The organism is Collinsella aerofaciens (genome assembly GCF_015557435.1).
Classification (GTDB): Bacteria; Actinomycetota; Coriobacteriia; order Coriobacteriales; family Coriobacteriaceae; genus Collinsella; species Collinsella aerofaciens_Z.
Genome location: NZ_JADNOH010000050.1, coordinates 1 through 19,383 on the forward strand (window position 1 = coordinate 1; position 19,383 = coordinate 19,383).

Sequence of the window (19,383 nt, forward strand, 5' to 3'; positions counted from 1 at the left end):
CGGAAAGCACATTAAGTGCTTTCCTTTGCGTGCGGAACTCGCGACAAACTTAACCCGCGCCAGCCGGCCCCGGAGACCCTCCCTGCCGTCACTTTGTTCGAGCTGTTGTTGTTGCTCGCCGCTTCGCGGCTCGGGGTCCCCGTTCTCCGCGGCGGGGTTGTCTAAGGTTCTTGTTGGACTTCGGCCTTTGGCTGAAAAAGAAACGGGGGACGCGCTGTGCATCCCCCGTTTTTGTTGCGGTTACTCCAAGTCAATAAATTTGGTGCTCAGAATCTTGCCGTCTTTTACGAGCATTCTGGCCATGGTGGGTCCTCGGCTGCCTCTGGGGTAGCTGGCGCTGCCCGGGTTGAGGACTAAGCAATGGCCCACTTGGGCTTCTTTGGTTACGTGGGTGTGGCCGTTGATGGCTACGTCTACGGATCCCACCGGAAGGTCTTCGCGGTAGTGGGCTACGGCGAATTTGAGGCCTTCGTAGGTAAAGAGCGCAAGACGGTCTACGTCGGGGCCGTAGTCGCGGTAGTAATCGTTGTTGCCCAATACGGCCCGCACGGGGGCGATGGTGCACAGGTGCTCGTAGTCCATCTCTGACGTGAGGTCGCCGGCGTGGATGATCAGGTCTGCGCCCTTAAGCTCGTCCAGGAGCGCAGGCGATAGATAGCCGTGGGTGTCCGAGATGATGTCGATGCGTTTGGCGCTTGCGCTGTTCATGGGATCCCTTCCGCAAAAACGATTCGGCAGGTGCATACAAAAAGCCCCACGGCTCCGCAGACGATAGGTCTACAGGGCTGCGGGGCCAATGTGCTTAGAGGCTCAAGGCCTTCTTGAGCGGGACGACGCGGCGGCGCGAGACCGGCACGCGTTCGTCAACGCCCGTGATGCCCAGCTGGATGGCGCCCGAAGGCACCGTCTCGACGTCCGTGACGCACGCTAGGTTAACGATATAGCGGCGATGCACGCGGAAGAAGCCAAAGTCGCAGAGCTTGGCCTCAAACTGTGCAAGCGAGGTCGTCGACAGAAAACGATCATCGACGGTATAGATGCAGGAATAGTCGTCCTTGGCCATGATAAAGCGAATGTCGTCCACGGGAATGAGCACCTTGCGGCCGCCCTTTTCCACCGGGATGCGCTCGATGGTCACCTTGCTGTCCGTGACGGGCTTGGCACGCTGCATGACCTTCTCGATGGCGCGGTCCAAGCGAGCTTCCTCGACAGGCTTCATCAGATAGTCGACGGCATCCACATCGAACGCCTCGACCGCATGGTCGCTATAAGCGGTCACGAAAACGATCGCCGGCGGGTTCTTGAGTTTATGCAGTGCCTCGGCAAGCTGCAAGCCCGAAGCACCGGGCATCGAGATGTCGAGAAAGACGACATCGACGCGACTTTCCATAAGCATCTCGATAGCGGAGCGAACGCTCGACGCCTCCGTGATCGTGCCGATCTTGCCCGTCTGCTCGAGCAAGAAGCGAAGCTCCGAACGAGCCGGCGCCTCATCATCCACAATCATTGCACGCAGCATAGGGATAAAACCTTTCGTCAACATACTTCGCTGGGCATCCGCCAACCGACGTTAAACCCGTAACCAATTATTTTACTCTTGAATGTCAAAGATACTCTCTGACAAATCAAGATGCAGGAGCACTTTGGTGCCCTTGCCCGGCGCCGATTCAACGCGCGTATAGGAGTGCGGACCATAGAAGCGATGGATGCGCTCCGAAATATTGTGCATGGCCACGCCGGCGCCGCCGCCCTGGGGAGAGCTGGCATCGGGACGGGCAGAGCGCTCGTCAAACAGCCTGGCAGCGGTACCCTGGTCCATGCCCACGCCGTTATCGGCCACCGAAATCAGAATCGCATCCTCGCCGTCCTGGTGCACCGACACATCGATCACCAGCGCATCGGCGTCTCCCATACCGTGGCGCACGGCGTTCTCGACAATCGGCTGAATCACAAATGCCGGCACCAGCGTGTCCTCGACGTCCTCGGAGACATCGAAGGTCGCCAGCACGCGGTCCTCGCCAAAGCGCGCCTTCTCAAAGGTAAGGTAGCGCTTGGTCTGTGCAACCTCGCGCGAAACCGGAATGAGCGATCCCGAGTTGTCGAGCGTGGCGCGGTAAAACGACGAGAACTCGCGCAGCAGCTCGCGGGCGCGCAGCGGATCGGTGCGCGTAAACGATGCGATGGTGTTGAGCGTGTTGAACAGGAAGTGCGGATTGATCTGCGCCTGCAGCGCACGCACCTCGGCGCGGGCTGTAAGCTCCTTTTGCACCTCGAGCTCGTGGATGGCGAGCTGCGTGGACAGGATCTCGGCAAAGCCCGAGGCAAGCGCGTACTGGGTACGGTCGACGGCGCGCGGGGTCTTGTAGTAGAACTTGAGCGTACCGACGGTACGGTCGCCCACCTTGATGGGCGCGATGATACCCGCCGGGACTTGGTTGTGTGAACCGTCCGAGCCCACGACGTCCACGACGCGATTGAACGACTGCACGATACCGTGCTCGATGACGTAGCGCGTGGCAAGCGTATGGATGGGTGAATCGGGCAGCAGCTTTTCCTCAAACTCGCCCGCGCATGCCAGCACGTTGTCCTCGTCGGTAATGGCGACGGTCATGGCGCGCGTCTCGGGCAAGATGCGCTGGCACACCAAACGCGCCGACTCCTGCGTCAGGCCGCCCTTAATGTCCTCGAGCATAGCAGAGGCCACCGAGAGCGTCTCCTCGGTATATTGCGAGCGCACCGAATCGGGGTTGAGTGTCAAAAAGATAAAGATGCACAGCAGCGCGCAGGCGACAACCGTCGCAATGGGCTCGATACCGGTCGCCAGGGCAAAGACAAAGTACACCAGCACGCAGATGGCGCAGGCGACGGCGATGATACGAAAGATTGATATTGAACTATCGCGCTGGGCGCGGCGGTCGATCATTCGGCCCCCTCCAGGATACTGATCAGTTGTGCGTCTCGCCAAAGCCCGTCCATGATCTTGGGCCAAAAGCTCTGGAAACGCAGGTAGCTTGCGGCGTTTTGTCGCGCATACGCCTTGGCCTCGTCGATACCGTGGCGCCAGATGCGCAGGTAGCCCTCGTGCTCGCGGGTAAACACGCTGCGGACCATGGCGGTCTTGCGCACACGGTCGTCGAGCTCGCGCGAGATCCACGGGCCTGGGTAGGGCATGAGCGATGCCGCCGTAACGGGAATGAGCTCCTTCTGGTGCGCGGCGAACGTCAGCTTGGCCCGCTCGTAGTACCAACGGTACACGTCCTGCATAAAGCGCGGCGAGCGCTTTTCGGACTCCGGGGGCAGGTGACGCACGGTCCACTCGTTATCGAACCACACATCGTAGCCAAACATGCGCATGTTAAACAGGTAGTCGAGGTCCTCGCCACGGGTGATAAACGGGTCGAAGGCCACGCGGGTAAAGGCGCGGGCATGCAGGGCCATCAGGCCGCCGCACACGTAGTTGGAACGCGAGATGCGGGTACCCGAAAGCGCCTTTTTCATCCAGCGATTGAACTCGATACGCTTGGTCCACCAGCGATGACAGATACCCGCCTTGTCCATAGGGGCCAGCGGCGATCCATCGCGATCGTAGAAGTAGCCGCTTTTGACCAAGATCGGCAAGCCCTGGCGCGTCTGCTGCCCCAGTGCATACGTCGCACGCTTCATAAAGTCGGCGTCGATGACGGTCTCGTCGTCATCCAAAAAGACAACCGCATCGTGCCCCAGCACCGCCGCGCAGGCAAGGCCCATGTTACGGATGGCACCGTAGCCTCGCAGGCTCACGCACTCGCCCGAACCCTTGGGTGCAATCTGCGCCACACGATCGGCAATACGCGATGCCTGAGTATTAGTGACAACGGTGACCTTGAGCGTAGGATGTGCGTTGACGATGTCGTGCACGCGCAACGACACGTCGGCTGTGGCAGAAACCGGGCAAACCACCAGCAAGATAATACGTGGAATGTCGCGCACCTGCTCGAGCGAGGTCAGGCAACGGTCGAGTTCGGGATTGGCGGCGTTGAGTCGCGTCGAATGATCGTAGGTGCCAGGGGCGTTTGCGCGAGCGTCATCGCCCGCCCAATACGTTGGAATCACGACCGTGGCGTTCATGCCTTACCCTCCCTGCAACACAAAAACGGGGCGCCGCCAAACACAGGCGACGCCCCGCGACCTAGCTGACTCCATCATACCCACTTGGGCTAATCATTGTTCGGAAGTCAGAATGTTTATTGCGGATACTTCCAAAAGAGTACCGCGGATAGGCACAATAGCCGCCCGGCACTCGTTTTTCCTCGCTATGCCGGCTGGGCCATGCGAGACAGGCGAACCAGCAGGATAAAGCCCACCACCAGCAGCACGCCGATGGACAGGACGCCCAGCGAGGGGTTGCCGGTCAGCGAGGTGACAACCGACACCAGGAAGGTGCCCATAACGCTTGCATAGCGGCCAAAGATATCAAAGAAGCCGTAGTACTCGTTGGACTTTTCCTTGGGGATGATACGGCCAAAGTAGCTGCGGCTGAGCGCCTGCACACCGCCCTGGAACAGGCCGACGAGGATGGCAAGCACCCAGAACTCGAAGGCGGTCTTAAGGAAGAACGCAGCGAAGAGCACGATACCCATATAGGCGGCGACGGCCACCATGATCATGTTAAGCGTGCCCACGCGGCCGGCGAGCTTGCCGTAGATAATGGCGGACGGGAAAGCCACGAACTGCGTGACGAGCAGCGCCAGCACCAGCTGGGTCGAATCGATGCCCAAGGCCGAACCGTAGCTGGTGGCCATGGAGATGACCGTGTGGACACCGTCGATATAGAAGAAGAAGGCGATCATGTAGACCAGCACGGTCTTGTTGTGGGCAATCTCACGCATGGTGTGTCCCACCTCGGAAAACACGCCGCCCACGATGTGACCGATAGTGTCCTCGGGACCGCGCTCGCGACCGTACTTTTGCTTATAGGTGCGAATGAGCGGCAGGGTAAAGATGAGCCACCAGGCACCGGTGATGATAAAGGACAGGCGCGTGGCGAGCATGGTGGGAATGCCCAAGGCCGGACCGCCCATGATGAGTGCCAGGCAAATGATGAACGGCACGGTGGAGCCGATATAGCCCCAGGCATAGCCCGAGCTGGACACGGCATCCATGCGCTCGTCGGTGGTGATATCGGGCAGCATGGCGTCGTAGAACGTCATGGACGAGTTAAGACCGATAGTGCACAGCACATAGACGGTCAAAAAAGCCATGGCCGACATGGGGATGGCCTGCGCCAGGCAAAGCACCAGGCCGGTCAGGAAAAAGCCCATGAAGAACTTAATCTTATTGCCCGCGTAGTCGGCAAGTGCACCCAGAATGGGCATGAGCATGGCAATGACCAGCGAGGCAATCGTCTGCGCGTTGCCCCAGGCGACCACCAGGTCGGCCGAAGAAGCGCCGGTGTTGATGGCGTTAAAGTAGATGGGCACCACCGAGGTGTTGAGCAGCACGAGGGCCGAGTTGCCCACATCGTACATAACCCAGTTACGCTCGAGCTTGGTGTATTTCATGGACAGGGCCCCTTCGTATTCGCCCGATATGCAGTTAGTTCATCGTACCCCAATTGTCCAGAAACGCCGGTAAGGATTCGGCAAAGGGGCACGCACGGACATGCAAGCCGGAGGAACAAACCCGCATCCCAACGCAGTCGCGGTGAAATGGTTCCCGTTTGGAAGCCTCGGAGGCCAAAACAGGAACTATTCCACCGCAACTTATTGGAAAGCGTGGATGAGGCAGCTTGTTATTCCTCGCGGTCGAACTCCTCGTCGGCACCGAGCACGCGACCGCTGTAGTTGATATGGCCGGTCACGGCCTCCATGTCACCGGTCTCGATAAAGCGTGCAACCGTGCACTCGTAATCGACCAGCGCGCGATCGAAGACCTCGGGGAAGCTCTCGTTCGAAACCTCGTCGGTAAAGGGATTCTTCCAGGTCAGATGGCCCAAGTTGCCGGTGCGCTCGGGCAGCTCGGTCGTCACGCGATGGGCAAGGCCATCGAGCAGCGAGTAGTCGTGCACCATGCCTTCGACCAGGGCAATCGCACGCGTCTTGGCCGAGCCCGCCGGCTCAATCGTGCGGTAGAGCAGCTGCATGTCCGAAACGGCGGCGCCGTACTCCCCCGCCGGGATATCGATGCCGTACACGCGTCCGGCGACATAGCTCATCAGTACGCCGGCAACGCGATTGATGCGGTCGGTGGTGACGATCTCGCCCGCCGGCGGATAATCATCGACCGTTGCGCCATCGCGCTTGAGCTGCAGCATCAGCACATCCAGGTCGCTTTCGAGTACGGCATGGACCTGGCTGCCCGAATCCTCCAGATCGAGATCGGATTCCACGATGCCAAACTGCTGCTCGTACACAAAGGGATGCGCATTGCGGTCGAGCACGTAGTGCGACAGCAGGCCCAGCGCAAAGGCGCGACCCAGGTTGGCATCGCGCGGAAGCAGATGAGACACGCCGTCGCGCAGGCACGAGAACTGGCGCGACATACGCGAGTGGTGCATAACCTGCGCCAGCAGCGTGCAGTCGGAAACGCGGGGCGTCAGGATGTGGAAGAAAAACGGGTCGGGACCCTGGTTGCCCAGAATAAAGGCGATACGCTCCTCGTCGGACGTGATGACGCCCTGCGGAAGACGGTCGATGCTTTCCTCGCCAAACAAATGATGGGTGATAAGCGCAGGCATGATAATCCTTTCGATTTCATTCGATGCCACCCATTATGCCCACCGCGCGGTCATGCCAAACCTGCGGCGGTAAACGATGGTGTGCAGGTCGCTTACGCAAGCCCCAGATGAGCCTTGACCTCGGCGGCGCGGCGACGGGACACGGGCACCGTCGAGCTCACGCGATCGAGTCGAAGCTCCATGAGGCCCGTGGAGCCGACCTCGACATTGTGCACGTCTTCCAAATTGACCAGATAGCTGCGATGGACGCGGATAAAGCCCTCGGAGCCCAAGCGGCGCTCGAGCGAGGAGATCGACTCATTGATCAGGTACGTTCCCTCGGCGCAGACGGCGTTGCAAAAATCGGCGCGCGCCTCAAAGTAGCAGACGTCCGCGACGGGAATGAACACCTTTTTGCCCCCGCGGTCCACCGTCAGGCGCAAAGGCTGACGCGGAGCATGGACAACACGCCGGGCGCCCAAAGCAGTCTCGATCTTGTCGAGCGCCTTTGACAGGCGCGCGTCCTCGACCGGCTTGACGACGTAGTCGACGGCATCGAGGTTATAGGCATCGGCCGCATACTCGGCAAATGCCGTCACAAACACCACGACCGGCGGCGTCTTTAGGTTCTGCAGCGTCTCGGCAAGCTCAATTCCCGAGCGACCGGGCATGGTAATGTCTAAAAACAGCACGTCGGGCTTGTTCGACAGAATCGACTCCACGGCTTCGGTGACATTGCCCGCCTCGGCAATGGTTCCCACACGCGTATCCTTTTCCAACAGATAGCGTAATTCAGCCCTAATGGGAGGCTCGTCATCAACCACCAGGATGTTCCAGCCTTCGGACATATGCGCTTCCCCTCTTTTTTCTCAATCCAACCGCGTGCTACACCGTCAACGGCGCCGGTTCATGCGGCTCGCCGTTCAGCTCAACGATGACCTGCGTTCCCACACCCTCCTGGGACTTCACGCGCATGCCAGAATCTTCTCCGTAAAAGAAATGGATGCGCTGAAGCACGTTGAAGAGCGCCAGGCCGCAACCTCGCTTGATGGAGCCGTCGGCGGTAATGCTCTCGGGCTCCTCTCGGCGATGCTGCTCAAACAGATGCGCGCAGACTTCTTCGCTCATCCCGATGCCGTCATCTTCGACGATGATCTCCAAGCCGTCATCGGTCTCAAAAGCCCTAACACGAATAGAAAGCGGCTCGATCTCGCGCTGCGCATGCTTGATGCAGTTTTCGAGCAGCGGCTGCAAGATAAACGGCGGTACCAGACTGTCGCGCACCTCAAAGTCGATATCGACCGAGACGCGCAGACGGCCGTCGCCGTACCGGGCCTGCATAAGATTGATATAACGAGTACCCTGTTCCACCTCGTGTTCGAGCGTGGTGAGCGTATCGGAGTCAGAAAGCGTCTGACGGTAATAATTGGAAAAGTCGATGAGCAGCGACCTGGCCTTGTCGGGCTCGGTTCGCACAAGCGACACGATGGTGCTGATGGTGTTGAACAGAAAATGCGGATCGACCTGCGACTGCAGGGCGCGCAGCTCCACGCGGGCCGTGAGCTCGTCCTGGCGCTCGAGCTCAAAGCTCGCGAGCTGCGTGGAGATAAGGTCGGCAAAGCCCGAGGCAAGGGCCGTCTGGCGCATATCGATGCTGCTCAGGCGGGGATAGTACAGCTCGAGCGTGCCCACGCAATGCCCGCGCACGGTAAGCGGCGCGACGATGCCAGCACGCAGGCGGGGAAAGTAGCCGCCCGTCTCATTGGAGGTGTCACGCGAAAACACGCTCTGCGCGCCCGTTTCAATCACACTGAGCGTGGTCTTGAGCACTACCGGGGTTCCGGCAGGGCACTTTGCCGAATCCTCGCCCCAGCTTGCCAACACCTGCTTGCCGTCGGTAAAGCAGATGGCAGAGGCGATGGTCTCGGACAGGATAATTTTAGAGGCGCCCAGGGCCGCTTCGGGCGTAAGGCCGCGCGACGTGTAGGCGAATATTTTTGATGCAATGGCGAGCGTACGGTCGGTTGCGCTCGATGTGAGGTCGTCGGGGACCACAAAAACATACGAGAAAAAGAAGCACAGCATGACCAGGCCGGCAATAACGACAACGCCCGGAACGGGATTGGGATTATCGGTTAAATCCCAGATAAGCAGCAGGATAAGCGCCGGAACGACAACGCCGAGCAGGATGGCCTGGACCACATGCTGGGCCGTACGAAAGACCTTGGTAGAGTTGTAGCTCTTACCCAGAATCAGCCTATTGAGATCCACCGTCATCTCCTTTTATCCATCGCACCCATAGCAATAAAGAGGGCCGCAAGCGACCCTCTCCATTGCATTATGCAATCAAATACTGTGTTTTACATCCAGCCATCGATGAACGGTAGCTTAGGCGCTGTACTTGTTTGCCTCGCCGAAGGTGCCAGCCTCGACAATCCAGCCGTCCTTCATGATGACGTCCATGTTGTCGGTATTGAGCACGTGGATGTCGGCGGCGACGTCACCGTTGACGACCAGCAGGTCGGCGCACTTGCCGGCCTCGATGGAACCGGTCTCGTCCTCGATGTGGCACATCTTGGCACCGTTGAGGGTGGCGCAGGTGATGGTCTCGACCGGGGTGAAGCCGATCTTGTCGACGAACTCGTACATCTCCTCGATGGAGCAGTTGCCGTACGGGGTGACGAAGGAGAAGGAGTCGGAGCCGATCGTCATGACGACGCCGCGTTTCTTGGCCTCGCGCAGGCAGTCGTAGTTGCGCTGCAGCTCCTTCTCGACCAGGGTGCCCTCGTACTTGTCGTGCAGCTCGGGGACGTAGACGGGCGGATAGGTGGAGTACCAGGTGGGCAGGAATGCGATCGTCGGGGTGAAGAAGGTGCCCTGCTCGGCCATGAGGTCCATGGTGCGCTCATCGATATCGAAGCCGTGGATCAGCTGCTCGCAACCAAAGCGGACGGAATCGTAGGCAGCGGCGTGGTTGTTGTAGCAGTGGCTCCACACCGGGATGCCGACCATCTTGGCCTCTTCGACCACGGCCCGGATCTCCTCGGAGCAGTAGTGCTGGTCGCGACCGGAGTCCCAGCGCCAGATACCGCCACCGGTAGCCCAGATCTTGATGGCATCGGGGTTCTCGCGCAGGCGACGACGGACGGCCTTACGCAGATCCCAAGGTCCGTCGACCTGGTCGCCCCAAGGGTGGGATTCCTTGTTGAGCTCCTGGGTGCAGTGGTGGGAGTCGCCGTGGCCGGCAACGCGGCAGAAGCCAAGGCCGGTGGCCAGAACGCGCGGGCCCTTGAAGACGCCCTTGTCGATGCAGTCGCGAATCTGGATGCCAAAGCGGCCGATCTCGCAGACGGTGGTGAGGCCGTGGGTGAGGCAGTCATAGGCCTGCTTGACGGCGACGGCCTGCTTCTCGAGGAGCGGCTGCATGACCCAGTCGGTGTCATCGTCGGTCAGGTTGCCCGAGAAGTGCAGGTGGGTGTCGATCAGGCCGGGAAGGACGGTCTTGCCGGCAGCGTCGATGACCTCAACGCCCTCGGGAAGGTCCTGCATGACGCCGGCATACTCGATCTTGCCGTTGTCGTCGACGAGAACGAGGGAGTTCTCGACTGGCTCGGCACCGGTACCGTCGATGAGCTTACCGCCAACGATTGCATACTTAGTGGACATGGTTCCTCCTTATGGATCCATATAGTGGGCGAGGCCGTGTTGGGTTAAGGCCTCACAAAGCTACCCAAGTGGTGCCGGGTTCGGTGCGCGGAAGAGAGGGCCCCGCGCACCTGATCCGCCCCGGCTAGGCGTTACTTTTTGCGGGAATTGGTGAAGGCCATGAGAGCCAGACCGATGACCAGCCAGCCGATCACGATGCTCCACTCCACCATGTTGAGGGAGGCGGGAGAGAACGGGATCACGAGCAGGCCGATGATGATGGCGCAGGCAGCGATAGCGAGACAGATGCCAAACTTGCCGCCGGGCACCTCGTAGGGACGAGGCAGGTCGGGCTCGGTGAAGCGCATGCGCAGGCAAGCGAGGGCGACCATACCGCAGGAGAAGATGAAGGCGAGAGCCGACACGTTGGTCAGAGGGATGAGCATGTTCTTGCCCAGGAACGGACCGACGACGGTGATGACGCCCAGGACGACGCAGGCGAGCTTGGGAGCGCCGGAGTTGGGATCGACCTCGGCGAACTTCTCGGGCAGCTGACCCTTGCGGCCCATGGCGAGCATGATGCGGCTCGTGGCGCCGTAGAAGGAGTTCATGGGGCCCATGGGTCCAAGCGTGGCGATGACGAGCATGGCCAGGTACAGGAGCATGTTGATGCCCTTGAGGCAGGCGAGCGCGGGAACCGGGCTCTTAACGAACTCATGCCAGTCGAGGATGGTGCCGAACGAGTAGATACAGACCATGTAGAAGCCGCCGGCGGCCAGCAGGGCCAGGGAGATGATCTTGCCGAACTTGTTCCAGTTGAGGCCCTCGGCCGCTTCCTCAGCCTGCTGAGGAATGGTGTCGAAGCCGGCGTAGAAGAACGGGGTCAGAACCAGGACCGACACGATGCCGGCGAACAGGCTGGCGCCCTCGGTAGCGGCCTTGCCGCCGCCAGCACCAGTGACCTGAGAGAACACGGGCATGGCGTTGTCCGGCGAACCAGTGAACAGCGAGACGCCCATGGCGAGCAGCATGCCGCAGAGCAGGGCCTTGGTCAGGAAGGCCTGGAGCTTGGCGGCCGAGCTGGCACCGCGGAAGTTGAGGAAGATGACGTAGACTGCAAAGCCGAGCGCGATCAGCGTCGGGAACAGGTAGACGTCGGCGCCCAGGATGGTGTAGAGCTTGACGGCGCGCAGCCACTCAAGACCGGGCAGGCTGCCGAACATCTCGGACACGAGCGTCGAGATGGCGATGGCCTCCCACGGGCACAGGATGCCGTTGCCCAGGGCAAGGAGCCAACCGGTGATGTAGCTCAGCGTACGGCCAAAGCTACGGTCCACGTACTCGACGATGCCACCCGAGATGGGGATAGCAGCCGTGAGCTCACCGAAAACGGCTCCGACGGGCACGAGGAAGATTGCACCCAAGAGGAATGCGATCATAGCGGGAACGGGACCGCCGCCCACGACCATCCAGTCGCCGACCTGCAGAACCCAGCCAGTTCCGATGATGGCACCGAAACCGATGGTAAAGAAGTTCCAGAGCGAGAGCGTTTTCTTCATACCACCGTTATCCTCGACTGCAACTTCTGCGTTCTTGTCCGCCATTGTTCCCCTCCTTTCCTTTTTGACGCCCCTTGGCGTCACCCCTTGCGCAGCCTGTCTAGCAGCGCGCTTTTATTTCGTGGCTTTACAATACGGCCTTGGCACCGCGCTGCCGCTCATGGCTCGACCGAAGGCAAAACCGAAAAACGAGCGGCGCCGTTTTTGGGACGAACGGCACGGTTTGCCGCTCATTGTTGTCGCCCGTCCGACGGGCGTACGCTCATCGGACGCATATAAAGATGTTTTTGAGGCCGTGTGTTTTGCGCCTTTCGTACCGTTTACCGAGCTTTTGACGCGCAGACCCATTTGTTGCACATCTTTTTTGTAGGATGGACAGGTTATACATGAGACAAGGCGGTACGAATGGCATACGGATACAACGACGGTGATCAACGGCGACAAAGCGTTCGCCTTGCTGGCCGTACCACGCCGACGCCCAGAAGTGCCACGAGCAGCAATCCGCAACGTCCTCAAGAGCAACCCAGGCCTTCGTCTCGGCAGCAGTCAAACAGAACGCGGCAGAGTGGCCGTCTGAGCACGGGCACAAGCGCGCAGCAAGATAGCCGCTTGGGCGCGCGCACTCGACAGCGTCAGGCCGAGGTTCCGCAACTGCGCCGCAACGGCGCACGTCAGCCCGGCATCCATATCAACCGCTTCTTTTCGCATCCCCAAGACGGACGCGACGGCAAGCCCTACCGCTCGACATCGCACGCGAATGCCACCGCCCTGCCGGCTCGTCGACTTCGCCTCGCACTGTGCTCTATCCTTACCTGTCTGGTCTTTGTGCTTATGAGCTCCTGTATGTCCCACGGGTCGGCCGGTCTCGAGCCCACCGCCGAGGACAAGCTGCTCAAGGCCCCCGTCGCACCCGGTTATTCTTTCGCCTTTTCGACCCCACGCTCGCAATGGCAAGCCGGCACGATGCCCCATATCTATCAGATCGACCCTGCGTGGTCGGAGCTGCCTTACGCCGGCGGCACCATCCGCCAAAATGCCTGCGGGCCTACGTGCCTCACCATGGTCTACATCTTTAAGACGGGACGCACCAATATGACCCCCGTCGATATGTGCGCGCTTTCCGAGGCGGGCAATTACGCCCCCACCGGCGCAACCGAATGGTCGTTTATGACGAGCGGCGCGTGGCAGTTGGGACTTAACGGAACGGAACTCCATAACGATCGCGACTCGATGACTCAGGCGCTGCGTTCGGGAGCGCCCGTCATCGCCGCCGTCCGGCCGGGCACCTTTACCAACGTGGGCCACTACATAGTGCTTTACGGTATTGACGACGCCGACCAGATTGAAGTCTTCGATCCCAACTCGGCCAGCCGCAGCGCCCGCCGCTGGGGCGTCGTAGAGGTCCTCAATGAAGCCGAAGCCATGTGGGCCTACTACTAGTCGTTGGGGACAGACTTAAATGAGTGGTCTCTGGCTGCCCGGAACTGCTGGCACGGAAAATGCATCCCGCTTTGAAGTTCGATAGCGGGATGCACTTTCCGCGCACGGCCTGTTTGGGAAACTACGTTCCACTTTCCGGCAACATTCCGGGATGCATTTTCCGGTTGAGGCCCTCAAGGGAAACCATGTCCCATGTTGGACGCTCATTCTGGGATGCGCTTTCCGCAGTTGATTGATGCGGGCTTTAAGGACTGTTCCAAGCTGCCGGCAGAAAAGGAACGTCCCCAAGTGCCGGGTTTCCGCAGTCATTGGGGACAGACTTAAATGACTAGTCGTTTAAGAACGTCCCCAATGACTACCCACAGAATGAGGGTCTCATCGGGGACTAGGTAAATAGCAAAAGCCCCCGCGGCCGAAACGGGCCGCGGGGGCAGCAGGCTTGCAAGGGTTAACTCAAGTCCTCGCCATTTGATGCAATGACCTTTTGATACCAGCAGAAGCTGTCCTTTCGGTAGCGATCGAACGTGCCTTTGCCCGTATCATCGGCATCGACATAAACAAAGCCATAGCGCTTCTTCATCTGCCCCGTCGAGGCCGATACCAGATCGATACAGCCCCACGGCGTGTATCCCATCAGGTCAACACCGTCCTCGACAATTGCATCGCGTAGCGCAAGAATATGCCTGCGCAGGTAATCAATATGATACGCATCGTGGACTTTGCCGTCTTCCAGCGCATCGAGTCCGCCCACACCGTTCTCAGCGATAAAGAGCGGAAGATGGTAACGATCGTGGTAGCCGGCAAGCGTCACGCGCAAACCCAGCGCATCGATCTGCCACTTCCAGGCAGTCTCTTTATCCTTGAGGTACGGATTGCGCAACGTCGGGAACACGTTGCCCTCCGCCTTCTCGGCGATCACCTGATCATCGGCGCACACCAAGCGCGAGCAATAGTACGAGAACGAGATGAAGTCGACCGTATGCTCTGCCAGATACTCCGTATCGCCCGGCTCAAAGGGCACGTGAACACCCTCTTTCTCGAGTGCACGCAGCTTCCAAGCAGGATAGGCGCCCGCAGCCATCACGTCTGTGTAGAAGTAGCGGCCGCGGTCCTCCTCATACGCAAGCCATACGTCCTCGGGCGCACAACGGTACGGATAGGTCGCACCGGCAGCGACCATGCAACCCACCTTGTTTGCGGGATCGATCTTGTGCAGAATCTCGACAGCGCGAGCGCTCGCCATAAACATATGGTGCGAGAACGCCGCGGTCACGGCTGCACGGTCACGCTCATCCTCGAGCGTGACACCCGCGTTGAGATAGGACAGCGCCACGCTGTTGATCTCGTTGAACGTAAGCCAATAACGCACGAGGCCCTGGTACGCGCGTCCGACGGTCTCGACGTAGTGCGCATACCGCTCGATCATCTCTCGGCTTTGCCAGCCACCATAGCGCTCGACCAGAGCCAACGGATAGTCGTAGTGCGACAGCGTCACAAGCGGCTCGATTCCATGCTCGCGCAGCGCCTCGAATACCTGACGGTAAAACTCCAAGCCTCGCCGTTGGGCTCGGTCTCCATCCCTGTGGGAAAAATACGGCTCCAGCAAATTGAAAGACGCAGGCACTTAAAGCCCATCTCGGCAAAGAGCTCGACATCCTCGTGCCAATGATGGAAGAAGTCGTTGCCCCAGCGGCATGGATACAGCCTGTCCGGATCGTCCACGGGCTTTTGCCTGCCAAACATTACATCCCAGCGGTCGGAACCCTGTGGGATCAGGTCGGAGTGCGACATGCCGCGGCCGCCCTCGTTCCAGCCCCCTTCGGCCTGGTTGGCGGCGAGGGCACCACCCCACAAAAAGCCCTCGGGCATACCGGCGGCAGACGTTCTGTCAAAGTAACTCATGCTACTCAGCATCCTCGGCAGAAGCTGCCGCGGCGTTCTCCTGCTCCTGAGCCAGGAGCTGGTTATCGTACACCTTAAAGAACGGGTACCAGACCACAGCCATGACCACGATCAAAACGATCGTAAACACCCAGATGCGCGGGTCGAGGCACTGGACAAAGCCCTGAACGAAGATGGGGAACGTGCCGCTCACCAAGATGTAGAAGTTAGAGACAAGACCCAGTGAGACCGCACCCCAATACAGCAGGGCCGAGATCATGCCGCCTAGCACAAACGGAATCATGAGGATCGGGTTGAAGATGATGGGCGCGCCGAAGATCGCGGGCTCGGAGATACGGAAGAAGCTCGGCACGATCGATGCCCTGCCAAATGCCTTGAGCTGCTGCGACTTTGCCCTAAACGCGCAGAGCGCCACAAAAGAGAACGTATTACCCGTGCCGCCGATGAGGTTGATGGCCAACGACATGAGCGCCGGGTGGAACTCAAGCGGCTGCCCGGCAGCATAGAGCGAGGCGTTGGCGGCAAAGGCGGCAAGCGTGACCGGGGCGGTGATGGGCATTACGATCATGTTGCCGTGGACGCCAAAGCACCAAAACAGCAGCGTCATGAAGCAGATAAGCAGTGCGCCGGGCACAGAGTCAACTGCGACGGAAAGCGGGGCAGCGAGCAGCTTCTCGATAACCGAGGGGATTGACAGCGCGGGATCGATCATCTGGATCAGCAGGTTGCCGCCAAAGAAGATGAGGATGTTGGCGAGCATAGGTACGATGGCGCCAAAGGTTTCGGACAAAAACGGCGGCACGCCATCGGGCATCTTGATGGTGATGCCCTTGGTCTGGCAGAAGCGCGTGACCTCGACGGAGACCAAGGCAACGATGATGGCGGTAAACAGGCCCTGCGCACCCAGATAAGTGCAGGGGACCGCCTGGAGCACGGACTCGTCAGCAAGCTGGTAGTAGGACGACGGCGCCGCGGCGATCAGGAACATCACCAGCGAGGTCATGCCGGCGTTAAGCTTGGGCATCTTGTAGGTGCCCGCCAGGTTATAGGCGATTGCGAACGTCACGATCACCGACAGTATGCCCATCGTCATGTTGAAGGGAATGAGCAGCGTGAGCTTATTGGCCGTGGCAAAATCGAGCCAAGGGCCAAAGACGGACCAGAACCCGCCCTGCGCCACCAGGTCGGCCGTGACCGGCGGGTTGGCGAGGATCATAAAGACGGCAGATACCAAGATGAAGCTGATCGCGCTCATAAAGCCCTTTTGCATGGAGGCAAAGTGGCGCTCGGTGCCGCAGAAATTGGCGATAGGGGTCAGTTTTTCCTGAAGCAGGGTCATGAACTTCTCCATGGTTGCCTCCTAACCCAACAGCGACTGGGCGAGTGCCAGCACGTTGGCGGCGTTGCCCATGCCGTAGTCCTGTGCGGGGATGACCGCGGTCGGCTTACCGCTCCCCTGCTTGACGGTGTTGAGCTGGTAGGACACCTGCGGCCCCAAGAGCAGCACGTCATAATTGGCGCACGTCTCCTGATACTCGCCGATACCCACCGCATCGATATCGAGCTCGATGCCGTTTTGCTCCGCATATTTCTCGAGTTTCTTCATCAGAATGCTTGTAGACAGACCAGCTGCGCAAACAAGAAGGATCTTCATAAGGGATTCCCTTCGCATTGATTGGTTGGATAGTCACCGCACGCCGCTAGGCGTTCTTGGTTGCAGTGCGCTCATACAGGCAGATCAGCTCCTGCACGAGCTCCTGAGCAAGCATGGAGCACATGAGGTGGTCCTGAGCATGGACCAGCAACACATCCACCGACAGATGCTCGCCCGCTGCCTCAGTCGAAAGCAGCTGCGTTTGGATGTGGTGAGCCTTGATTCCCGCATCCTTTGACTGCTTCATGAGTTTGGCGGCGGCGTCAAAATCCCCCGCCTTTGCCTTTTCAAGGGCTTCGAAGGCAAGGCTGCGTGCCTCTCCCGCTGCAGCGACCAGCTGAAACGAAACCATCTCGGTTCCCTGATCGTCCATAACGGTCTCCTCTCCCGTGATGTTTGGTTTGTACTTGAATATTCGAAACGCCTATCTCCCGCCCGCAATCCTCGAGGTTTATTGCAGGTAGACTGACAGGGTCATCGACAAAAGAAGTCTTAAGCCGTATGCGCTTGCACAAGCGCCATCAGCTCATGCCAGGACCGGCGCTCGCGTAGGCGCTCGACCCCCTGGCGGTCCATAAAGATCTCGGCGAGCAGTGAGCTCAAGATCCGCGCCTCATCGCCGCCCGACCGGGCAAACGACACCATAAAGACGATATCGACCTCATGGCCGTATTCGTCCCAAAGAATGGGATGTTCGAGCAGGCCCACGGTAACAAAGGCCTCGGCGCTCAAGGGATGCATCCCATGGGGCATGGCTACCCCATTGCCAAACGAGGTGGCGCTCGCGCTCTCGCGCTCGGCGACCTCTTGGGCAAACTGGGCATCGACACGGCCGCTCTCGACGGCGCGCTCGGAGAGATATCGGAGAACGGCCTGCTTCGACGACGCCTCAACGCGGTTGAAGAACAGGGCACGGCTAAAGAAAGAGCTCACGGAGTCCGATTGCGCAGTGTCGTCGCTCAGCACCTTGCGGATAGCGTTGACATCGCTCGTCTCCAAGAAGAAATCGGCCTCGCGGACGGGCACGGGCAACTTGACGTTGAGCGGCACCGTTGTGAACACGTAGTCGATATGCGAAAAATCGAACGTTCCCACGCGGGCGACATCGCATGTCTCAATCGAATCGATATACATGCCAAACTGCTTGCGGTACTGGTGCTCGAGCATACGGGCGCTTCCCGCTCCCGAGGCGCACACGATCAGGATGCGTTTGCGACGCGGCTGGTCGGCTTGCTGCTCGAGGGCCAGGGCAAATGCCATGGCGATGTAGCCGAGCTCTTCATCAGAGGGCTGGCTGCCAAAATGACGCTCGAGTACCTGCGAGGTGCCAGCTGCCATCGAATAGGCCAACGGAAACCTCGTCTTGATATCGGGCAGCATGGGGTTATCCATATGCATGTGATATTCAAGGCGATAGCCCAGAGGGCCGATATGCCGAGCAAGGTTCATGCGAAGTTCAAGATCGCCGCTAAAGTCAAACCTAAACTCATCGTTGACCGCACGTACCATCTCGGAAGCAATCTCCCACATCTCGTCCGAGATAACGGCAGAGCCCTTCTCGGGCACGCCCGTGCCCCTGCCGAGCAAATGGATTGCGATAAAGGCAACCTCTTCTCGGGGCATGCTCACGCCCAGGGCATCCTTGATGTTTGCGGCAATCTGGAAAGCCGCGGCGTATTCGCGCGTTCCCTCCAGTTTTTGAACGTCCGATTCTGCAGCTGGGACATAGCAGCCCTGCTCGATGCGGCCAAGAGCAATGTAAAGATGCATGATGAGATTGCGGGATGCCAGCGAGCTCACCGTGACGGGCGAGGCCGTCAGGGCATCGTCCACACATGCGGCGATGGCCCGCAGGCGCTCGGCGAGCTTTGCATCGTCGGTGTCGGGCAACACGGGCCTCACCAGCGAGGCCAGGCACAGGCGCCGTTGCGACTCCCCGCCCGCAACGCGGATTCCGTAGCGTGGGCGCTTTTCGAGCGTTAAGTCAAATTGGGCGAGTTTCTGCTCTACCAGACGCATGTCATTGGACAGAGTTCGCGCCGAAACGTAGAGTAAATCCGCATACTCCTCAATCGTCACCCACTGGGACCGCATGAGGAGGTCGTTAAGAAGGAAGGACACACGGCCGTCGCGCGTATCAGGAATGCCCGGATGGGCCTGAGCCGCACCGTCTAGCAAGCGAGCAAGCTCATCTGCACGTGCAACATCGATACGATACTGCCCCTTGCTGCCAACGATGCGTGCAACCCCCTGCAAGGTTGTCGTTTGCGCGATGGATATAGTTTCTCACGGCGCGCTCGCTTACCTCGAGACGCTTGGCAAGTACCGCGACAGCGACAGGCTGAGCGTCCTCGATCATATTTACAAGCTGCTTGACGCGAGCATCCATGTCCTCCTCCTTTCCCTGCGTCTAGTCTAACGCGGTAAAGAATGACACTCCACGTCGCGCTCGTTCCGCCAACTCGGAACAGGTTGCGGGGAGTCCAGCC

The 19,383-nt window shown here is 59.7% G+C and carries 16 protein-coding genes and 1 pseudogene; 1 reads left to right on the forward strand and 16 read right to left on the reverse strand.

Features of this window, described 5'->3' with window-relative positions:
* Positions 1-240 precede the first annotated feature (240 nt).
* The 10 genes from I2G43_RS04530 to I2G43_RS04575 form a co-directional block, all read right to left on the reverse strand.
* Positions 241-708, reverse strand: a complete 468-nt coding sequence (locus tag I2G43_RS04530) for a YfcE family phosphodiesterase (RefSeq protein WP_195535258.1) — start codon at positions 706-708, stop codon at positions 241-243.
* Between the two features lie 94 nt (positions 709-802).
* Positions 803-1,519, reverse strand: coding sequence for a LytR/AlgR family response regulator transcription factor (locus I2G43_RS04535; protein ID WP_006235156.1), 717 nt, complete (start codon positions 1,517-1,519; stop codon positions 803-805).
* A gap of 72 nt (positions 1,520-1,591) precedes the next feature.
* Positions 1,592-2,923 carry a histidine kinase gene (locus I2G43_RS04540; RefSeq protein ID WP_195535259.1) on the reverse strand — a complete coding sequence of 444 codons (1,332 nt, stop codon included), beginning with the start codon at positions 2,921-2,923 and terminating at the stop codon, positions 1,592-1,594.
* The gene (locus I2G43_RS04545; RefSeq protein WP_195535260.1) at positions 2,920-4,107 is read right to left on the reverse strand and encodes a glycosyltransferase; all 1,188 of its coding nucleotides are present in this window, start codon (positions 4,105-4,107) and stop codon (positions 2,920-2,922) included. The genes I2G43_RS04540 and I2G43_RS04545 overlap by 4 nt, the downstream gene beginning before the upstream one ends.
* 185 nt (positions 4,108-4,292) lie before the next feature.
* Positions 4,293-5,540 (reverse strand): MFS transporter, encoded by a 1,248-nt coding sequence (locus tag I2G43_RS04550; protein ID WP_195535261.1) that lies wholly within the window; start codon positions 5,538-5,540, stop codon positions 4,293-4,295.
* Between the two features lie 230 nt (positions 5,541-5,770).
* On the reverse strand, positions 5,771-6,715 hold the full coding sequence (locus tag I2G43_RS04555) for a zinc dependent phospholipase C family protein (RefSeq protein ID WP_195535262.1): 945 nt from the start codon (positions 6,713-6,715) through the stop codon (positions 5,771-5,773).
* A gap of 92 nt (positions 6,716-6,807) precedes the next feature.
* Positions 6,808-7,542, reverse strand: coding sequence for a LytR/AlgR family response regulator transcription factor (locus I2G43_RS04560; protein ID WP_195535263.1), 735 nt, complete (start codon positions 7,540-7,542; stop codon positions 6,808-6,810).
* 37 nt (positions 7,543-7,579) lie between these two features.
* Entirely contained in the window at positions 7,580-8,965 is a 1,386-nt protein-coding gene (locus I2G43_RS04565) for a histidine kinase (RefSeq protein ID WP_324249497.1), read from the reverse strand.
* A gap of 117 nt (positions 8,966-9,082) precedes the next feature.
* Positions 9,083-10,360 carry a metal-dependent hydrolase family protein gene (locus I2G43_RS04570; protein ID WP_195535265.1) on the reverse strand — a complete coding sequence of 426 codons (1,278 nt, stop codon included), beginning with the start codon at positions 10,358-10,360 and terminating at the stop codon, positions 9,083-9,085.
* A 131-nt stretch (positions 10,361-10,491) separates the two neighbouring features.
* Positions 10,492-11,943, reverse strand: coding sequence for an APC family permease (locus tag I2G43_RS04575; RefSeq protein WP_195535266.1), 1,452 nt, complete (start codon positions 11,941-11,943; stop codon positions 10,492-10,494).
* A gap of 564 nt (positions 11,944-12,507) precedes the next feature.
* Between I2G43_RS04575 and I2G43_RS10505 the strand changes: the two genes are divergently transcribed.
* The gene (locus I2G43_RS10505) at positions 12,508-13,338 is read left to right on the forward strand and encodes a C39 family peptidase (RefSeq protein ID WP_229071572.1); all 831 of its coding nucleotides are present in this window, start codon (positions 12,508-12,510) and stop codon (positions 13,336-13,338) included.
* Positions 13,339-13,786: 448 nt separating this feature from the next.
* Here the strand turns inward: I2G43_RS10505 and I2G43_RS04585 are convergent.
* The 6 genes and pseudogenes from I2G43_RS04585 to I2G43_RS10705 form a co-directional block, all read right to left on the reverse strand.
* Positions 13,787-15,252: pseudogene (locus tag I2G43_RS04585) on the reverse strand (family 1 glycosylhydrolase).
* Positions 15,242-16,591: a PTS sugar transporter subunit IIC gene (locus I2G43_RS04590; RefSeq protein WP_195361524.1), complete on the reverse strand. Its 1,350-nt coding sequence runs from the start codon at positions 16,589-16,591 to the stop codon at positions 15,242-15,244. The pseudogene I2G43_RS04585 and the gene I2G43_RS04590 overlap by 11 nt, the downstream one beginning before the upstream one ends.
* Positions 16,592-16,600: 9 nt before the next feature.
* The gene (locus I2G43_RS04595) at positions 16,601-16,894 is read right to left on the reverse strand and encodes a PTS sugar transporter subunit IIB (protein ID WP_117648560.1); all 294 of its coding nucleotides are present in this window, start codon (positions 16,892-16,894) and stop codon (positions 16,601-16,603) included.
* A 46-nt stretch (positions 16,895-16,940) separates the two neighbouring features.
* Positions 16,941-17,267, reverse strand: a complete 327-nt coding sequence (locus I2G43_RS04600) for a PTS lactose/cellobiose transporter subunit IIA (protein ID WP_117757821.1) — start codon at positions 17,265-17,267, stop codon at positions 16,941-16,943.
* 119 nt (positions 17,268-17,386) lie between these two features.
* On the reverse strand, positions 17,387-19,150 hold the full coding sequence (locus I2G43_RS04605) for a BglG family transcription antiterminator (RefSeq protein WP_195535267.1): 1,764 nt from the start codon (positions 19,148-19,150) through the stop codon (positions 17,387-17,389).
* Positions 19,083-19,283, reverse strand: coding sequence for an HTH domain-containing protein (locus I2G43_RS10705; protein WP_195535268.1), 201 nt, complete (start codon positions 19,281-19,283; stop codon positions 19,083-19,085). Before I2G43_RS10705 ends, I2G43_RS04605 begins: the two co-directional genes overlap by 68 nt.
* Between the last annotated feature and the right edge of the window lie 100 nt (positions 19,284-19,383).

What these genes read in the sequence shown, in the direction of transcription:
- I2G43_RS04535 (WP_006235156.1), bottom strand. Translation starts at nt 1,519, where the DNA reads ATGCTGCGTGCAATGATTGTGGATGATGAGGCGCCGGCTCGTTCGGAG.
- I2G43_RS04600 (WP_117757821.1), bottom strand. Translation starts at nt 17,267, where the DNA reads ATGGACGATCAGGGAACCGAGATGGTTTCGTTTCAGCTGGTCGCTGCA.
- I2G43_RS10705 (WP_195535268.1), bottom strand. Translation starts at nt 19,283, where the DNA reads ATGGATGCTCGCGTCAAGCAGCTTGTAAATATGATCGAGGACGCTCAG.
- I2G43_RS04570 (WP_195535265.1), bottom strand. Translation starts at nt 10,360, where the DNA reads ATGTCCACTAAGTATGCAATCGTTGGCGGTAAGCTCATCGACGGTACC.
- I2G43_RS04560 (WP_195535263.1), bottom strand. Translation starts at nt 7,542, where the DNA reads ATGTCCGAAGGCTGGAACATCCTGGTGGTTGATGACGAGCCTCCCATT.
- I2G43_RS04595 (WP_117648560.1), bottom strand. Translation starts at nt 16,894, where the DNA reads ATGAAGATCCTTCTTGTTTGCGCAGCTGGTCTGTCTACAAGCATTCTG.
- I2G43_RS04540 (WP_195535259.1), bottom strand. Translation starts at nt 2,923, where the DNA reads ATGATCGACCGCCGCGCCCAGCGCGATAGTTCAATATCAATCTTTCGT.
- I2G43_RS04550 (WP_195535261.1), bottom strand. Translation starts at nt 5,540, where the DNA reads ATGAAATACACCAAGCTCGAGCGTAACTGGGTTATGTACGATGTGGGC.
- I2G43_RS04555 (WP_195535262.1), bottom strand. Translation starts at nt 6,715, where the DNA reads ATGCCTGCGCTTATCACCCATCATTTGTTTGGCGAGGAAAGCATCGAC.
- I2G43_RS04575 (WP_195535266.1), bottom strand. Translation starts at nt 11,943, where the DNA reads ATGGCGGACAAGAACGCAGAAGTTGCAGTCGAGGATAACGGTGGTATG.
- I2G43_RS04530 (WP_195535258.1), bottom strand. Translation starts at nt 708, where the DNA reads ATGAACAGCGCAAGCGCCAAACGCATCGACATCATCTCGGACACCCAC.
- I2G43_RS04545 (WP_195535260.1), bottom strand. Translation starts at nt 4,107, where the DNA reads ATGAACGCCACGGTCGTGATTCCAACGTATTGGGCGGGCGATGACGCT.
- I2G43_RS04590 (WP_195361524.1), bottom strand. Translation starts at nt 16,591, where the DNA reads ATGGAGAAGTTCATGACCCTGCTTCAGGAAAAACTGACCCCTATCGCC.